The organism is Actinosynnema sp. NPDC037264 (assembly GCF_055603705.1).
The window spans coordinates 1-14,399 of record NZ_JBVJVK010000030.1 but is presented as its reverse complement, the minus strand read 5'-3'; the positions used below and the strand labels follow the sequence as shown (position 1 = coordinate 14,399).

Sequence of the window (14,399 nt, the reverse complement as noted above, 5' to 3'; positions counted from 1 at the left end):
CCGGTTAGCGTGACGCCATGACGTTGGACGACGTGATCGCGCACTGCCTGGCCAAGCCCGGCGCGGAGGAGACCTACCCCTTCGGCGACGGCGAGCTGTGCTGCAAGGTCGGCGGGAAGATCTTCGCGTTCATCTCGCTGGACGGCGGCAGCGTCGGCGTGAAGTCGGGCGCCACCGCCGACGACGCGGGGCACTGGCGCGAGCGCTACCCGGACGACGTCGCGGTCAGCGCCTACATCGGGCGCTACGGCTGGAACCGGGTCCGGCTGGGTAGCGCCGTGCCGGACGACGAGCTGCTCGAACTCCTCGACCTGTCCTACGACCTCGTCGTGGCCAAGCTGCCCAAGTCGAAGCGACCAGCGCTCTCCTAGGCCACCGCACCCAGCCGCCGCGCCCAGGACCACAGGGACGCGACCGGTCGGCGGGGGGCGGAACACTCCGTGCGGTCGCGTGCGGTGGATCTCCACCACCGCGAGACTGGGACCATGCGACTTCGGCGGATCCTCCGGTGCGCGGCCCTCGTCGTCGGCCTCAGCGCGGCCACCGCGGTCACCGGCGCGCCGGTCGCCACCGCCGACGCCGCCGACTGCCACTTCTACCTGCTCCTCCAAGGCCACGGCGGCGTGATCGTCGACAGCGCGTGCGGGTTCGGCGAGGACGGCAACGTGCAGACGTGCGAGTCGATCCTCGGGTGGATGAACGTGACGCCGCAGGCGGTCGTCGACGAGGCGTGCCGCCTGGCTTCCCTCCCGTGACGAACGACGGCGCACCGGGAGTGCCCCGATGCGCCGTCGACCACGAGCCCTACCTCAGCTGGTGATGTCCTTGCGCGCGAACTTCCGCGCCGCCAGCAGGGTGAAGAACGCCCCGTACGCCAGGGCGGAGAACGTGCCCTTCGCCATCTGCGACCAGTCGACGTCCGACGACAGCAGGTCCGCCCACGCCAACGCGTAGTGCGTCGGCAGGTAGTCCCGCAGGCCTTCGAGCGCGGTGATCTGGTCGAGGATCTGCGACACGATCGACGCCAGCACCGCGCCGCCGACCGCGCCCAGCGGCGCGTCCGTGGACACCGACAGGTACAGCGCCAGCCCGGCCACCCAGAACAGGTGGATCGAGATGTAGACGACGGCCAGCGCCACGCCGTAGACACCGGCCCCGAAGGACGCGGCCTCACCGGTCGGCGACACCGCCTCGCCCGCCCCGTACCAGACCACGCCGACGACCAGCGCCACCGCGGGCAGCAGCGCCAGCGCGAACACCGACATCAGCCCGGACGCCAGCGCCTTGCGCCGCAGCAGCCGGTGCCGGGGGATCGGCGCGGCGAGCAGGTACTTCAACGACGACCACGACGCCTCGCTCGCGATCGTGTCGCCGAAGAACAGCGCCACGATCATCGGCAGCAGGAAGCTGCCGCTGACGAACAGCGTCAGGATCACGAAGTTCACGCCGCTGGCCGTGGCCAGGTCGACGAAGCCGCCCGCCCGCCGGTTCGGCGACGCCTGACCCAGCTCGAACGCCACCACCAGGATGAACGGCAGCAGCACCAGGAACCCCAGCACCAACTGCGTCCGCCGGCGGCGCAACTGCCGCACCAGCTCCACCCGCACGGGCAACGTCCGCCCGGCCTTGTACCCGACCTTCGAGCCGTCCGGCGCGACCGACGAGTGCTCGGCCTCCGCGGCGTCCGTCAGGTCGGAGATCGCGGCCGGATCGGTGTGCACACCCTCGCTCATTCGCCCACCAACTCCAGGAATGCGTCTTCCAGCCGGCGGCGCGGACCGGCCTGGTCCACCGCCACGCCCGCGGCCACGAGCGCCTGCAACGCCGACGCGCGCGGCGTGCCGTTGAGGCTCGCGTGGACCTGCTCGCCGTCCACGTGCACGTCGTGCACGCCCGACAGGCTCCGCAGCACGGTGGCCGCCTCGTCGGGCCGGTCGACCTTGAAGCTCGCCTCGCCGCCACCGGTCGCGATCTCGTCGACCGGACCGGCCGCGACCAGCGACCCCTTGTGCATCACGACCACGTGCGTGCACGTCTGCTCGACCTCGGCGAGCAGGTGGGACGACACCAGCACGGTGCGCCCGGCCGCCGCGTAGCGGCGCAGCACCTCGCGCATCTGGTGGATCTGGGGCGGGTCGAGCCCGTTGGTCGGCTCGTCCAGCACCAGCAGGTCCGGCAGGCCGAGCATGGCCTGCGCGATCGCCAGCCGCTGCCGCATGCCCTGGCTGTAGGTCCGCACCCGCCGCTTCACGGCGTTGCCGAGCCCCGCGATCTCCAGGGCCTCCTCGACGTGCGCCTGCTCCAGCGGACGACCCGTGGCCGCCCAGTACAACCGCAGGTTCTCCGCGCCGGACAGGTGCGGCAGGAAGCCCGAGCCCTCGACGAACGACCCGATCCGCGACAGCACCGGCGCGCCGGGGCTGACCCGGTGGCCGAACACCCTGATCCCGCCCTCGGTGGGTCGGATCAGGCCCATCAGCATGCGCAGCGTCGTCGTCTTGCCCGCGCCGTTCGGCCCGAGCAGGCCGAGCACCTGGCCGTGCTCCACCCGGAACGACAGGTCCTTCACGGCGACGAACCCGCCGGCGTAGGACTTGCTCAGGTTCTCGATCACCAGCGGCACCGACTCGAGCTCCGGGTCGACGTCCGCGGTCAGCCTGCGGCGGAACCACGCGACCACGGCCGCGATGACGCAGATGATCAGCACGATCGCGATGCCCCACAGCGCGCCGGTCGGCACCTCGCTGGTCGCGTTCACGCCCGGCACCACCGGCACCGACAGCGCGGGCGAGGCCAGCGAGATCCGGTACGCGGCGGGCTCCGCGGCGTTCGAGTACGCCATGTCGGTGGTCGACACGACCAGCTGCAGCCGGTGGTCGGCCTCGACCGGGCGCACCGCGCCGGGCAGCGTCACGGTGACCTCGACCGGCGTGCCGTCGGCGGGCAGGTCGGCCACCCGCACCGGCGCGACCGCCGAGCCGGGCAGCGTCCGCACGCCACTGGCGTCGGCGTCGTACAGCTTCACGAACAGCACCGCGCCCTCGGCGGGCACCGGCTGACCAGGCACGGCGGCGACCCGCAGCCGCACCGTGGACGCGCCGGTCAGCAGCGTCTGCGCGGTCTGCGGCTCGCTCTGGAACACCGCCGCCTGGCCGGGCAGGTCGATCGACAGCCGCGACGAGAGCGAGCTGGACCGCGACACCACCGACCCGAGGCCGGGCAGGCTGGACACCGCCGCCGGGTTGCCGCCCGCCGGGTTGACCACGACCTGCTCACGGCCGGTCAGCGGCACGTCGCGGCGCTCGGTGCCCGCCGAGCCGGTCAGGCCCGGGTAGCTCGGCGCGACGACGTTGCGCAACGACGGCGTCCCGCTGCTGCGGAACGCGCCCACCACCGTGTACTCGAAGCTCGTGCCGGGGTCGGCGCCCTTGCCCTCCAGGTGGAACGCCATCCAGTCGGCGATCTGGCCGCGCAGCTCGGGGCCGGGCGAGCCGCCGTCGTGGCCGCCGGAGTACCAGACGACCTTGACCTTCGCGCCGTTCGCGGCGATCTGGCGGGCGTTGGCGTCGGCCTGGTCGAGGCCGAACAGGGTGTCCTGCTCGCCCTGGACCAGCAGCGTCGGCTGGGTGATCTTGTCGGTCACCTCCGAGGGCGACGCGCGACGCAGCACCTCCAGGGTCTGCGGCCCGGCCTTTCCGGTGGTCGCGACCTCGGTGTACGCGGCGCACACGTCGGCCTGGAAGCGGCCGCACGCCCCGTTCAGCGGTCCGACCGGCAGGGGGGTGTCGCCCTGCTGCGGCGGTGCGGTGACCGCGGCGGCGGCGCTCTCGGCGCCCTGGGCGTCGTCGTCCTGACCGGGCTCGGTCGCTTCCTGACCGGGGTTGGTGGCGTCCGCGCCGGACAGGCCGGCGGAGAAGAAGATGCCCGCCCACGACCGCTTGAACACGCCCTCGTCGGCGAACGCGCCCGCCGCCGGGGTGGCGGCGGACACGCCCTCGGCGCGCGCCGAGTTCGGCAGCAGCGCCTGGGCCAGGTCGTTGTAGGTGATGACCGGCGCAATGGTGTCCACCCGCGGGTCGACGCCGGCCAGCGACAGCGCGAGCGCGCCGCCGTAGGAGCCGCCGGTCACACCCACCTTCGGGTCTCCGGCGCTGTCGGTGACGACCTCTTCACGCGTGGCCAGCCAGTCGAGCAGCTTCTGCGCGTCGCGGACCTCGTGGTCGACCGAGTTCAGGGCGATCTGACCGGTGCTGCGGCCGAAGCCGCGCGCCGAGTAGGCCAGCACGACGAACCCGCGCCGGGCCAGCTCGGTGGCCTGGGCTTGCACGCTGGCCTTGCTGCCGCCGAAGCCGTGCGGCAGCAGGACGGCGGGCGCGGGTGTGCGTTCTGGCAGGTACAGGGTGGTGTCGATCTGCACGGTGCGGTCGCTGTCCGGACTTTCCGGCACGTCGATCACCGCGTCGCGGGTGCTCACCGGGGCGGGGTCGTCCCCCTGGCGCGTGAAGACCACGATGGCGCCCACCAGGGCGACCAGCACGACCAGCGCGGGGAGCGACCACCTGCCGCGGAGGCGGTTGAGGGAGGCCACGGAGTTGACCATAGGCGTGATTAGCTGAGAACGGGCTGTCAGCAGGGCGTCGGGCTCTCAGCCGAACCCCCCGGTCAGGCCCCGGTCGGGTGCCTCTGATCACCTCCGCTGGCGCGGAACCGCATTCATGCGTGAGACTGTGCAGGCGTGGAGGGGAGTACTCCCTCGCGGCGGTGTCGTCAGCACGGAGCCTGGCGTGAGGTTCCCGGTGCCGCCGGTCGGTCGTTCAAGCCGGCGGAGGAGACCTCCGGTCATTGGCGTGCGCGCGATGCACCGGAGGTTGAGTCGTGTCTGTTCCCGTGTGGCTGTGGTTCGCCACGATCGCCGGCCTGATGGTCTTGTTGGCCATCGACCTATTCATCGTCGACCGCAAGCCGCACGAGGTCACCATCGGCGAAGCCGCCCGGTGGGTCACCTTCTACGTGGGCGTGGCGATCCTGTTCGGCCTCGGCATCTGGTTCTTCTCCGACGGCGTCTACGCGGGCGAGTTCTTCGCGGGGTACATCACCGAGTACTCGCTGAGCGTGGACAACCTGTTCATCTTCTTGATCATCATGACCACCTTCAAGGTGCCCGCGATCCACCAGCACAAGGTGCTGCTGATCGGCATCCTGATGGCGCTGGTCATGCGCGGCATCTTCATCGCCGTGGGCGCGGCGGTCATCGCGCAGTTCAGCTGGGTCTTCTACCTCTTCGGGGCGTTCCTCATCTACACCGGCTACAAGCTGGCGCGGACCGACCACGACGAGGAGGAAGAGGAGTACAAGGAGAACGTCGCGCTCAAGGTGGTCCGCAAGGTCTACCCGGTGACCGACACCTACCAGGGCTCGAAGTCGTTCGTGAAGATCGACGGCCGCCGGTTCGTCACGCCGATGTTCATCGTCATCGTCGCCATCGGCACCACGGACCTGCTGTTCGCGCTCGACTCCATCCCGGCGATCTTCGGCCTGACCAAGGAGCCGTTCCTGGTCTTCACCGCGAACGCGTTCGCGCTGATGGGCCTGCGGCAGCTGTACTTCCTGCTCGGCGGCCTGCTGAACAAGCTGGTGTACCTGTCGATCGGCCTGTCGGTGATCCTCGGCTTCATCGGCGTGAAGCTGATCCTGGAGGCGCTGCACACCAACTCGCTGCCGTTCCTCAACGGCGGTGAGCCGCTGCACGTGCCGACGATCGGCATCGAGCTGTCGCTGTCGGTGATCATCGGCGTGCTGGCCATCACCACGATCGCCAGCCTGGTCAAGGTGCGGCGGAACCCCGAAGCGGTCAAGCCGGTGCCCGTCCCGCCCGCTCCCAGTGACCATCTGTGAGCGTCAAAATCTCGTAAGCCTTGCTAATAATCGTTGGGGTAACGTGCTGAAGCGTGCGCCCCGATGACTTGCAGTCGTTGACCCAGCCCGGCTCCGTGTCGGTGCGTGGGGACCTCGTCCTGGTGAACGTCTCCACCCCGGACGTCGCCGCGAACGCCTACCGCGGCGGGCTGCACCGCGTCGCCCTGGACGGCGGCGGGACGAGGCGTTGGACGTGGGCGGAACGCGACCTGGCACCCCGGATCTCACCGGACGGCCGCTGGGTCGCGTTCCTGCGCGTCACGGCGCGCGGCAAGGCGCCTCAGCTGCACGTGATGCCCGCCGACGGCGGCGAGGCGCGTGCGCTCACCGACTTGGCGCTGGGCGCCGGCGTGCCGGTGTGGGCGCCGGACTCGCGGCGGCTCGCGTTCACCTCGCGGGTGCCCGAAGCCGGTCGCTACGGCGCGCCACTGGTCGAGGGCGGCGAAGCGCCGACGCCGGACGCCGAGGCGCCGCGGCACATCACCCGGCTGGACTACCGGATGGACGACATCGGCTTCACCGGCGACCGGCACTCGCGGCTGTTCGCGGTGGACGCGCTGGACGCCGACGCCGAGCCGGTCGAGCTGACCGACGGCACGTTCTCCGCCGCGGAGCCCGCCTGGACGGCGGACGGCGAGGCCGTGCTGTTCCTGGCCGAACGCGACCTCGGCGCGGCCGAGGCGTTCAACAACGACGTCTACCGCGTGCCCGCGACCGGCGGCGAGCCCGAGCTGGTCGTGCAGACCCCCGGTTGGGCCGCGCACCCGGTCGCGCTGCCCGACGGCGGCGTGCTGTTCTACTCGCCCGAGCAGGCGCCGCGCTCGGCCGCCGTCGCGCGGAACATGAGCCTGTGGCGGTTCGACGGCGAGCGGCTCACCCGGCTCACCGACATGGAGACCGTCGACTGCGAGAAGGGCGCCGGCGCGCCGGTCGTGACGGACGCGGGCGTGCTCGTGGCGGTCCGCAACCGCGGCGCGGTCGAGCTGCGGCGCGTGCCGCTGGACGCCGACAACGCCGTGCTGGCCGACCTGGAGCTGCTCGCGGGCGAGCAGGCCGAGGTCAAGTCGTTCGCCGCCGACGGCGACCGGGTGGTGGCCGTGGTGTCCACCTCGGACAACACCGGCGAGGTCGAGCTCGTCGGCGGCGGCACGCTGACCGACTTCGGCTCGACCGTGCCGCTGCGGCCGTCGGTCGAGCTGACCGGCTCCGCGCCGGACGGCTACCCGGTGCACGGCTGGCTCGTGCTGCCCGAGGGCGAGGGGCCGCACCCGGTGCTGCTCGCCGTGCACGGCGGTCCGTTCATGTACCACGGCTGGGGCTTCTTCGACGAGGCCCAGGTGTACGCCGCGGCCGGCTACGCGGTCGTGCTGCCCAACCCGCGCGGGTCCGCCGGGTACGGCCAGGCGCACGGCCAGGCCGTGATCGGCGGGTTCGGCACGGTCGACGTGGACGACGTCCTCGCCGTGCTCGACGTGGCGCTGGAGCGCCCGGACCTCGACGCCGACCGCGTGGGCGTGATGGGCGGCTCCTACGGCGGCTTCATGACCTCCTGGCTGGCCGCGCACCACGGCGAGCGGTTCCGCGCCGCGTGGAGCGAGCGCGCCGTCAACGCGTGGGACTCGTTCGCGGGCTCCTCGGACATCGGCTGGTTCTTCGCCGACGCCTACTGCGGGCCGAGCCTGGAGACCCAGCGCGCGATGAGCCCGCTGACCTACGCCGAGAAGATCTCCATGCCGTTCATGGTCGTGCACTCCGAGCACGACTGGCGCTGCCCGCTGGAGCAGGCGCAGCGGCTGTTCGTCGCGTTGCGCCGCAACGGCGTCGAGGCCGAGATGCTGGTGTTCCCGGGCGAGGGCCACGAGCTGACCCGCTCGGGCAAGCCGCGCCACCGCGCGCAGCGGTTCGAGGCCGTCCTGGACTGGTGGGCGCGCCACTTGGCCTGAACCGGCAGGAATCGGGGGCCCACCTCCTCCGCGAGCGGCACACTGGTCACTGGCGGAGGAGGTCGAACGGATGGCGATCGCATCGGGCTGGCCCACCGGCACCTACCTGGAGACGGTGTCCGACGCCGGTCGCGCGGCGCTGCTGGGGCTCGGCGTGCCGAAGGTGTTCCGGCGCGGCGACGCGCTCGTGCGCGAGTCCGATCGGTCCGATCACGTGATCCTGCTCGTCCAGGGCCTGGTCAAGGCGACGGCGACGCTGGAGAACGGCCGGGTCGCGCTGCTCAACGTCAAGGTCGGCGGCGACCTGGTCGGCGAGATGTCGTTCCTGAACGGCGGGCCGCGCTCGGCGACCGTGACCGCGTGCGTCGACACCCGCACGCGGGTGATCACCGCGGCGCAGTTCACCGACTACCTCACCCGGTTCCCGGCCGCGCACTTCGACCTGGACAAGATGATCCTGCGCACGCTGAAGTGGAGTGAGCAGCGGCGCACGGACTTCAACGGCTACCCGGCGGCCGTGCGGCTGGCCCGCGTGCTGTCCTACCTCGCCGACGCCTACGGCCACCAGGTCGTCGACGGCACCGCGTTGAAGCTCAACCTCACCCAGGGCGAGATCGGTTCGCTCGTCGGGGTGGAGGAGGACACGGCTCGCCGGGAGTTCCGCACGCTGCGCGATCGCGGCGTCCTGACCATGGGGTACCGGGCCATCACGATCGTGGACCGCGAGGTGCTGCGGAAGATCGCCGAACTGTGAAACGGGAAACCCGGTGATCGCCCTACTTCCGAACGCCCACCGGGACGATGCTCCTCGTGTGACGCTGGAAATGGTGACGCCCCTCCGCGGACTGGTCTACCGCCTCGTGGTGGCCGTGGACGTCGAGGGCTACAGCAAGCTCGACGCGCTGGACCAGTCGCTGGTCCAGTCGCGGCTGAGCGACGTGCTGGACGTGGCCGCCCGCAAGGCCGGGCTGGACCGCGACCTGTGGTACCGGCAGGTGCGTGGCGACGGCGAACTGGCCGTGCTGCCACCCGACGCCGACGCCGCGTGGGTGGTCGCCCACTTCACCGAGCAGCTCGCCGAGGCGCTGGCCGACCTGCGCCGCGCGGGCACGCCGCTGCGGCTGCGCGTGGCCATGCACTGCGGCCCGCTCACCGCGGGTGCGTTCGGGCTGGTCGGCGACGCCCCGATCGTGACCTGCCGGCTGCTCGACGCCAAGGTGGTCCGCGACGCGCTGGCGGCCGCCGACGACGACCTGGTGCTGGCGATCTCCCAGCAGCTGCACGACGACGTCGTGCGCACCCGGTTCCACGAACTCGACCCCACCCGGTTCCGGTCGACCCGCTTCCGGGTGAAGAGCCGGCCGTACTCGGGCTACGTGTGCACCGGCGCGCCCCGACTGGGTTGGACCAATGGCTAGCGGACGGTGGCGTGGTTGCGGCACTCTCACCGGATGCAGTGGACCGTGCGGGCCGGACGGCCCGACGACGCGCCCGAGATCGCCAGGATCAACGTGGACGCGTGGCAGCACTCGTACCGCGGGATAGTGGACGACCCGGTGCTGGACCGGATGCTGCCCGAGAGCAGGCTCCCGTCGTGGTCGCGGGTGCTGCGGCTGCCCGAACCCAGCCGGGTGTTCGTCGCGGTCGACGAGAGCACCGGCCGGATCGGCGCCTACTGCGCCGTCGACGCGGTCCGCGAGTCCCAGGACGCCCACCCCGACCTGCACACCGGTGAGCTGGTCGCGATCTACGCCGATCCGCGCTACCACGGGCAGGGCGCCGGGCACGAGGTGCACGAGGCCGGGCTGCGCCACCTGATGGACCAGGGGTTCCGGTACGCCGTCCTGTGGGTGTTCCAGGACAACGCCCGCAGCCGCGGGTTCTACGAGTCGCACGGCTGGCGGCACGACGGGCTGGTGCACTGCTACGAGCTCGGCGAGCAGGAGCTGCCCGAGGTCAGGTACGCCCGGTTCCTCCCGGCGCCGCGCCGTCGCGGTCAGCCGAGCAGGGTGTAGTTCAGCTCCTCGCACACCCGCGCCAGCGGCAGGTCGAGGCCGGGGTGCTCCAACGGCAGCAGCACGTCCGGCGAGGCGGGCAGGCCCGTGCCGGCCGGTGGGTCCCACAGGCACACCGCCGGGGCGCCGGAGTCCATCGACGACCGGTACCACAGCCCGTCCAGCTCGGGGTAGGCCGCGCGGATCGCCCGCGCCCACTGCTGCGTGACCGCCTTGGGCCCGGCGCTGATCTCCTGCGACGCGCCCGCCCGGGTCGGCCACAGGCCGGTGAGGTCGAGCAGCCGCAGCGTCCGGCGCGGCCGCAGCACCACCAGGAACGGGCTGCGCGTGCGCCGGTCCACCACCGACGTCGCCTGGAACACCTCGGCCACCGACGTCCGCACGGTCAGGCCGAAGTACAGCACCCCCTGGTCGTGCGCGTGCGTCGGCCCGCCGTCAGGGCCGGGCGGCTGGGTGTCGAACCGGGCGTGCGGCAGGGGACCGGTGTAGCGGAAGCTGTTCCACCGCTGCGGGTGCAGCCCCTTCGCGGCGAAGATGCGCACCAGCCGGGTGGCCCGGTGCACCGCCACGACGTCCTCGGTGCGGCGCAGGTTCGCCTGGAGCACAGCGGGAGAGGGCGGCTGGGGGAGCCGTGACATGCGTGTCCAAGGTTCTCGGCGACAGGGGTAGGCGGCCCGGTCAGGCGGGCGTGCCCAGCTGCGCGGCCAGTGCCGCGACGCGGCGTGGTTCACCGCCGGCCAGCAGCCACTCGCGCGGCGTCGTCGGCGTGCCGTCCACCACCAGGTCCTCCTGATCGGTCGTCATGAACCCGGCGACCACGAGCGCGGGCTGGTCCGGCGGCACGGCCGCGAGCACGGCCTCCAGCCCCGGCAGCACGCCGGCGCCCGCGAACTGCCAGGCGGGCAGCCGCCAGCTGCCCCGGTCCTTCCAGCCGACCAGGCGGCCGACGCCGAGCCGGTGCCGGATGCGGCTGGTGTCCACGCCCAGTTGCCGGGCGGCCTCGGCCACCGTCAGCGCCGAGTCGCGCAGCACGGCGTGCGCCACCACGCTCCGCGCGCGCCCCTGGTCGTCGGTGACGCGGTGCGGGCTCAGGTCGAGGCCGACGTCCTCCAGCGCGTCGCGCTGGTCGGGTGGGAAGTAGCTCGCCGGGTCGGGGTGTGGCGGCGCCAGCTTCTTCGCCGCGTCGGCCACGAGCGACAGGAACTCGTCGGGGGTGACCTGCAGACCTGCTTTGGCCAACACCGCCTCCAGCGCGGGACTCATGCGCACAGGGTATCCCGGGCGTGCGCTTCTGTGCGCATAGGTAACCCGATCGTCGGACCGCGTCGACAGAGTGCGCACATCTAGCGACTCTACGTAAACATCCGAGGTGGAGCATGGTGACCTCGGACTCACTCACGGGCTCGTCACGATCACCTCCGCGGCGCTCCGCCGGAGGTGGGAGCACGGCGATCGCATTTGCGAATCGTGCGCGCGGCCCGTGAGGCGGGAGGTTCGTGGTGTGGTGGCTCAGGCTTCGCCGGTGATCAGCGTGACCGCGCGTTCACGGGTCGCGTCGTCCACCTCGTCGAGCCGGAAACCGCGGGCCACGACGTGCGCCACCAGGTCGGGCTCGGGCGGGAGGCCGTGCTTGCGCAGGTAGTGCGGCACCGCGCCGGCCCAGATCCAGGCGCCGTCGGTGCGGAAGTTCAGCGGCACGTCCTGGTCGCCGGGGATGAACTCGTCCACGTCCAGGTTGCGCGCGGCCAGCACGACCGGCGCGCCCTCCAGGTAGGTCAGCAGCGCGTCGGCCAGCTGGGGGTCGAGCATCTGCCGGTTGACCACCGGGCGGCCGGCCTCGTCACGGCCGTCGTAGACGTGCGCGATGCGCAGCCCGTCGTCCTTCGGGGTCGCTTCGGGCTCGGGCTCCGGCAGCGGCGGCAGGCCGACGCGCCGGCGCAGCCACGGCGGGATCCGCTCGTCCTGGCGGGGGAACGTGCGCAGCTCGTCCTGGAAGCCGATCACCGGCGGCGGGTTGCGCCAGCGCGGCTCGTCATCGGCGTTGAAGTCGACCGAGAACGCGGCCGGCGCCTCGATCTCGTACACCGCGCTCAGCCACGTGCCGCGCACGGGCTCGTACATGCCGGCCCGCAACTGCCCGAACAGCTGCACCACGTCCATCGGCGGCCGCACCGGCCGCCACTGCCCGTCCGGGCCCGCGAACGCCAGGTCCACCTCGATGTGCCGACCGGCCGCCCGGTACTCCGCCCGGATGCGCTGCCAGCCCGGCGGCAGGGCGGGGAGCATGGCCCGGCCGATCTGCTTGACGAGCTGGTTCTGCTCCTGCTCGGTCAGCGGTGTGGCTGGCTGGCTCATGCGTCGAACACCCCTTTGGCTCCCCCCGGACACGGTGCGCTGATCTTAACGGCCACAACACGCCGGTGTGGTCCGGTTGGGTGAGACCACAGGTCAGCGGTACCGCCGCGCCGCTCGCCGTCCGGGCACCGGTGAGGTCAGGCGGGGGCGCCCTGCTCGTCCCACCGCCTCCGCGCCAGCTCTCGCCCGTGGTCGTCGAACTCGAGTTCCGAGGCGAGCCGCCCGTTGGGGTGCCACTCGCGGTGCAGGCCCACGGGCAGCCCGTCCCGCATCGTGCCTTCCTTGGCGACCTGCCCGCCCGCGAACCACTCGCGGTTGGGCCCGTGCGGGAAGCCGAACCGGTAGGCGTACGAGGAGATGACGAAACCGTCGTCGGCCACGTCGACCAGCTCCCCGGTGAACCCGCTGCCCTCGTACAGGGCGCAACCGTCGGTGTCCCAGGTCACGTCGTCCATGGTGACGCGCATGTCGCTCATTCCGACTCGATCTCCACGTTGTTCGGGTCGCCGGGCACCGACGAGTTGCGCCCGGTGCTGCTGGGCACGCCGGCGATCATGTTGTTGCAGTTCGCGCAGCACTTGGCCTTGGCCGGGAACGGCTCCCAGTGCGGGAAGACGTTGGCCACCCTCATCCCGCGCAGGTGCTCGGCCAGCTCCTCCGGCGAGACGTCGTCCGGCACACCGCGGTCGCGCAGCATCTGGTTGACGTTCTTCACCTCGGCGTGCCGCAGGGGGTTGTCGTTGATCGGGAACTCGGTGTGGTTGAGGACCTCGCCCGTGCGGCGGTCGAACTGGGGGTGGCCCTCACCCTCCACCGGGTTGCGACACATATCCTCCATGCGGTCGCGCAGGGAGCCGTGCAGTTGGTCGTCGGGGATCGACGTGACGCCGGCTAGTACGTCACGTCCTTGAGCACCGCACCGTCCTCGGCCCACCTGCGGTGGGCGAGCATGCGGCCGGTGTCGTCGTAGACCTCCTCCTCGGCGAGCGCGCCGTTGGCGTGCCAGCTCCGCGACGTCCCGACCGCGTGTCCGTTCACCAAGGTCCACTCGTTGCGCAGCGAGCCGTCCGGGAACCAGATCCGGGCGGTGCCCTCCTGCCGGCCGTCGACGAAGTGCGTCGAGGAGACCACGTTGCCGTTCGCGATCGTCTCCACGACCTCGCCGGTGTAGGGCGCGCCCCGGTGGACCGCGAGGTCACCCGAGTCCTGCCAATCGATGTCCGACTCGTTGACGCGCATCGACTACTCCGGATCTAGGTACGTAGAATTCGGATCGCGACTGTCGCCGGACCAGCGGCCGCTGCCGGACTGCACGCCCTGGAGGGTCAGATTGCAGTTTCCGCAGCACGGCGCGGGCTCCAGACCGCCGCTTTCCCGGTCCGGGCTCTTGGTCATCATAACATCTATGCGCATGTCCTCCAGGGCGGCCGGCGTGAGCACGCTCTGGTCGCCGTGCTGGTAGGGAGGCATGCCGAGCTCCTCGCGACGCGCGTTCTCCTTGGCCATCAACGCCGCGTTCGTGGCCCGGACCTCCGCGTGCCGCAATGGCGGATCGTCGTGAGGATAAGGGATCTGCCTCGGCTGCCCGTTCTCCATCATCGGCTGTTTGTCGTTGCCATACGCGGTGTAAGGGCCATTCGCTGCGGCGTCGTCGACGTTGCGCTGGATCAGCGGGTGGACCTCGTCCGGCGGGATGACCGTGCCGCGCCGTCCGTTCGCGCCCTCGAAGATCTCGCCGGTGCTCCGGTCGATGGTCCAGCCGACGCAGTTGCCGGTCGCGGCGCCGGTGACCGAACCGTCGGCCTTGGCGTCCATGAACTCCTGGCCGCGGCGGTCGGCGAACCCGCGCATCCAGTCCTTGACCGGGATGTTGTCGATCTCGGTGACGCGGCCCTGGTCGTCCACGGCCGTCCAGCGGCTCTCGTCGACCCGGCCGAGGCTCTTCGTGTCAGTGCTGACCGGGGGCTCCGGCTCGTCGCTGCGGTAGCGGTCGGGGTCGTACCCGTCGCGGGGGTCGTCGCCCTCGCCCCGGTCGCGCGCGTCGGTGGGGTCGAGGTCGGTCTTGTCGGCGTCCGTGGTGCCGGGGACGAAGCCGTCGTCGCTCGCTCTGGTGGTGGTGCCGTCGGGGCGGTGGGTGTGCCATTCGCCGTTGGGTGGGATGCGGGGTTGG

The 14,399-nt window shown here is 71.8% G+C and carries 16 protein-coding genes; 7 read left to right on the top strand and 9 right to left on the bottom strand.

The window, feature by feature from the left end; all coding sequences use genetic code 11:
• Window positions 1-17: 17 nt before the first annotated feature.
• Together ACZ7GX_RS27685 and ACZ7GX_RS27680 are read left to right on the top strand one after the other, a co-directional pair.
• Window positions 18-371 (top strand): MmcQ/YjbR family DNA-binding protein, encoded by a 354-nt coding sequence (locus tag ACZ7GX_RS27685; protein WP_498780786.1) that lies wholly within the window; start codon window positions 18-20, stop codon window positions 369-371.
• Between the two features lie 114 nt (window positions 372-485).
• A complete protein-coding gene (locus tag ACZ7GX_RS27680) occupies window positions 486-755 on the top strand; it encodes a hypothetical protein (protein ID WP_498780784.1) in 270 nt (89 codons plus the stop codon).
• A gap of 54 nt (window positions 756-809) precedes the next feature.
• Here the strand turns inward: ACZ7GX_RS27680 and ACZ7GX_RS27675 are convergent, their stop codons facing one another.
• Window positions 810-1,733 carry an ABC transporter permease gene (locus tag ACZ7GX_RS27675; RefSeq protein WP_498780782.1) on the bottom strand — a complete coding sequence of 308 codons (924 nt, stop codon included), beginning with the start codon at window positions 1,731-1,733 and terminating at the stop codon, window positions 810-812.
• Window positions 1,730-4,588, bottom strand: coding sequence for an alpha/beta fold hydrolase (locus ACZ7GX_RS27670; protein WP_498780781.1), 2,859 nt, complete (start codon window positions 4,586-4,588; stop codon window positions 1,730-1,732). Before ACZ7GX_RS27670 ends, ACZ7GX_RS27675 begins: the two co-directional genes overlap by 4 nt.
• 287 nt (window positions 4,589-4,875) lie before the next feature.
• On the opposite strand from ACZ7GX_RS27670, the gene ACZ7GX_RS27665 reads away from it, so the two are divergent.
• The 5 genes from ACZ7GX_RS27665 (at window position 4,876) to ACZ7GX_RS27645 (ending at window position 9,874) form a co-directional block, all read left to right on the top strand.
• Window positions 4,876-5,895: a TerC family protein gene (locus ACZ7GX_RS27665; protein ID WP_498780780.1), complete on the top strand. Its 1,020-nt coding sequence runs from the start codon at window positions 4,876-4,878 to the stop codon at window positions 5,893-5,895.
• 53 nt (window positions 5,896-5,948) lie between these two features.
• Complete coding sequence (locus tag ACZ7GX_RS27660; protein WP_498780779.1) at window positions 5,949-7,859, top strand: S9 family peptidase; 1,911 nt, start codon at window positions 5,949-5,951, stop codon at window positions 7,857-7,859.
• A 70-nt stretch (window positions 7,860-7,929) separates the two neighbouring features.
• Window positions 7,930-8,613 carry a Crp/Fnr family transcriptional regulator gene (locus ACZ7GX_RS27655; RefSeq protein ID WP_498780777.1) on the top strand — a complete coding sequence of 228 codons (684 nt, stop codon included), beginning with the start codon at window positions 7,930-7,932 and terminating at the stop codon, window positions 8,611-8,613.
• Between the two features lie 70 nt (window positions 8,614-8,683).
• On the top strand, window positions 8,684-9,277 hold the full coding sequence (locus ACZ7GX_RS27650) for a hypothetical protein (protein WP_498780908.1): 594 nt from the start codon (window positions 8,684-8,686) through the stop codon (window positions 9,275-9,277).
• 33 nt (window positions 9,278-9,310) lie between these two features.
• The gene (locus tag ACZ7GX_RS27645; protein WP_498780776.1) at window positions 9,311-9,874 is read left to right on the top strand and encodes a GNAT family N-acetyltransferase; all 564 of its coding nucleotides are present in this window, start codon (window positions 9,311-9,313) and stop codon (window positions 9,872-9,874) included.
• On the opposite strand, the gene ACZ7GX_RS27640 is transcribed toward ACZ7GX_RS27645, so the two are convergent.
• From ACZ7GX_RS27640 to ACZ7GX_RS27610, 7 genes are all read right to left on the bottom strand, one after another.
• Window positions 9,856-10,512 (bottom strand): RES family NAD+ phosphorylase, encoded by a 657-nt coding sequence (locus tag ACZ7GX_RS27640; protein WP_498780774.1) that lies wholly within the window; start codon window positions 10,510-10,512, stop codon window positions 9,856-9,858. The genes ACZ7GX_RS27645 and ACZ7GX_RS27640 overlap by 19 nt on opposite strands.
• A 40-nt stretch (window positions 10,513-10,552) precedes the next feature.
• Entirely contained in the window at window positions 10,553-11,137 is a 585-nt protein-coding gene (locus ACZ7GX_RS27635; RefSeq protein WP_230566891.1) for a DNA-binding protein, read from the bottom strand.
• Window positions 11,138-11,383: 246 nt separating this feature from the next.
• Window positions 11,384-12,229, bottom strand: a complete 846-nt coding sequence (locus tag ACZ7GX_RS27630) for a hypothetical protein (protein WP_498780772.1) — start codon at window positions 12,227-12,229, stop codon at window positions 11,384-11,386.
• 137 nt (window positions 12,230-12,366) lie between these two features.
• Window positions 12,367-12,705 carry a toxin-antitoxin system YwqK family antitoxin gene (locus tag ACZ7GX_RS27625; RefSeq protein ID WP_498780771.1) on the bottom strand — a complete coding sequence of 113 codons (339 nt, stop codon included), beginning with the start codon at window positions 12,703-12,705 and terminating at the stop codon, window positions 12,367-12,369.
• Complete coding sequence (locus ACZ7GX_RS27620; protein ID WP_498780770.1) at window positions 12,702-13,058, bottom strand: hypothetical protein; 357 nt, start codon at window positions 13,056-13,058, stop codon at window positions 12,702-12,704. The genes ACZ7GX_RS27625 and ACZ7GX_RS27620 overlap by 4 nt, the downstream gene beginning before the upstream one ends.
• 62 nt (window positions 13,059-13,120) lie before the next feature.
• Window positions 13,121-13,468, bottom strand: coding sequence for a toxin-antitoxin system YwqK family antitoxin (locus ACZ7GX_RS27615; protein WP_498780769.1), 348 nt, complete (start codon window positions 13,466-13,468; stop codon window positions 13,121-13,123).
• Window positions 13,469-13,471: 3 nt separating this feature from the next.
• Window positions 13,472-14,399, bottom strand: a 928-nt coding sequence (locus tag ACZ7GX_RS27610; protein WP_498780768.1) for a hypothetical protein, incomplete at its 5' end; no start/stop codon positions are given.

What these genes read in the sequence shown, in the direction of transcription:
- ACZ7GX_RS27685 (WP_498780786.1), top strand. Translation starts at nt 18, where the DNA reads ATGACGTTGGACGACGTGATCGCGCACTGCCTGGCCAAGCCCGGCGCG.
- ACZ7GX_RS27645 (WP_498780776.1), top strand. Translation starts at nt 9,311, where the DNA reads ATGCAGTGGACCGTGCGGGCCGGACGGCCCGACGACGCGCCCGAGATC.
- ACZ7GX_RS27625 (WP_498780771.1), bottom strand. Translation starts at nt 12,705, where the DNA reads ATGAGCGACATGCGCGTCACCATGGACGACGTGACCTGGGACACCGAC.
- ACZ7GX_RS27615 (WP_498780769.1), bottom strand. Translation starts at nt 13,468, where the DNA reads ATGCGCGTCAACGAGTCGGACATCGATTGGCAGGACTCGGGTGACCTC.
- ACZ7GX_RS27640 (WP_498780774.1), bottom strand. Translation starts at nt 10,512, where the DNA reads ATGTCACGGCTCCCCCAGCCGCCCTCTCCCGCTGTGCTCCAGGCGAAC.
- ACZ7GX_RS27680 (WP_498780784.1), top strand. Translation starts at nt 486, where the DNA reads ATGCGACTTCGGCGGATCCTCCGGTGCGCGGCCCTCGTCGTCGGCCTC.
- ACZ7GX_RS27635 (WP_230566891.1), bottom strand. Translation starts at nt 11,137, where the DNA reads ATGAGTCCCGCGCTGGAGGCGGTGTTGGCCAAAGCAGGTCTGCAGGTC.
- ACZ7GX_RS27655 (WP_498780777.1), top strand. Translation starts at nt 7,930, where the DNA reads ATGGCGATCGCATCGGGCTGGCCCACCGGCACCTACCTGGAGACGGTG.
- ACZ7GX_RS27675 (WP_498780782.1), bottom strand. Translation starts at nt 1,733, where the DNA reads ATGAGCGAGGGTGTGCACACCGATCCGGCCGCGATCTCCGACCTGACG.
- ACZ7GX_RS27650 (WP_498780908.1), top strand. Translation starts at nt 8,684, where the DNA reads ATGGTGACGCCCCTCCGCGGACTGGTCTACCGCCTCGTGGTGGCCGTG.
- ACZ7GX_RS27630 (WP_498780772.1), bottom strand. Translation starts at nt 12,229, where the DNA reads ATGAGCCAGCCAGCCACACCGCTGACCGAGCAGGAGCAGAACCAGCTC.
- ACZ7GX_RS27620 (WP_498780770.1), bottom strand. Translation starts at nt 13,058, where the DNA reads ATGTGTCGCAACCCGGTGGAGGGTGAGGGCCACCCCCAGTTCGACCGC.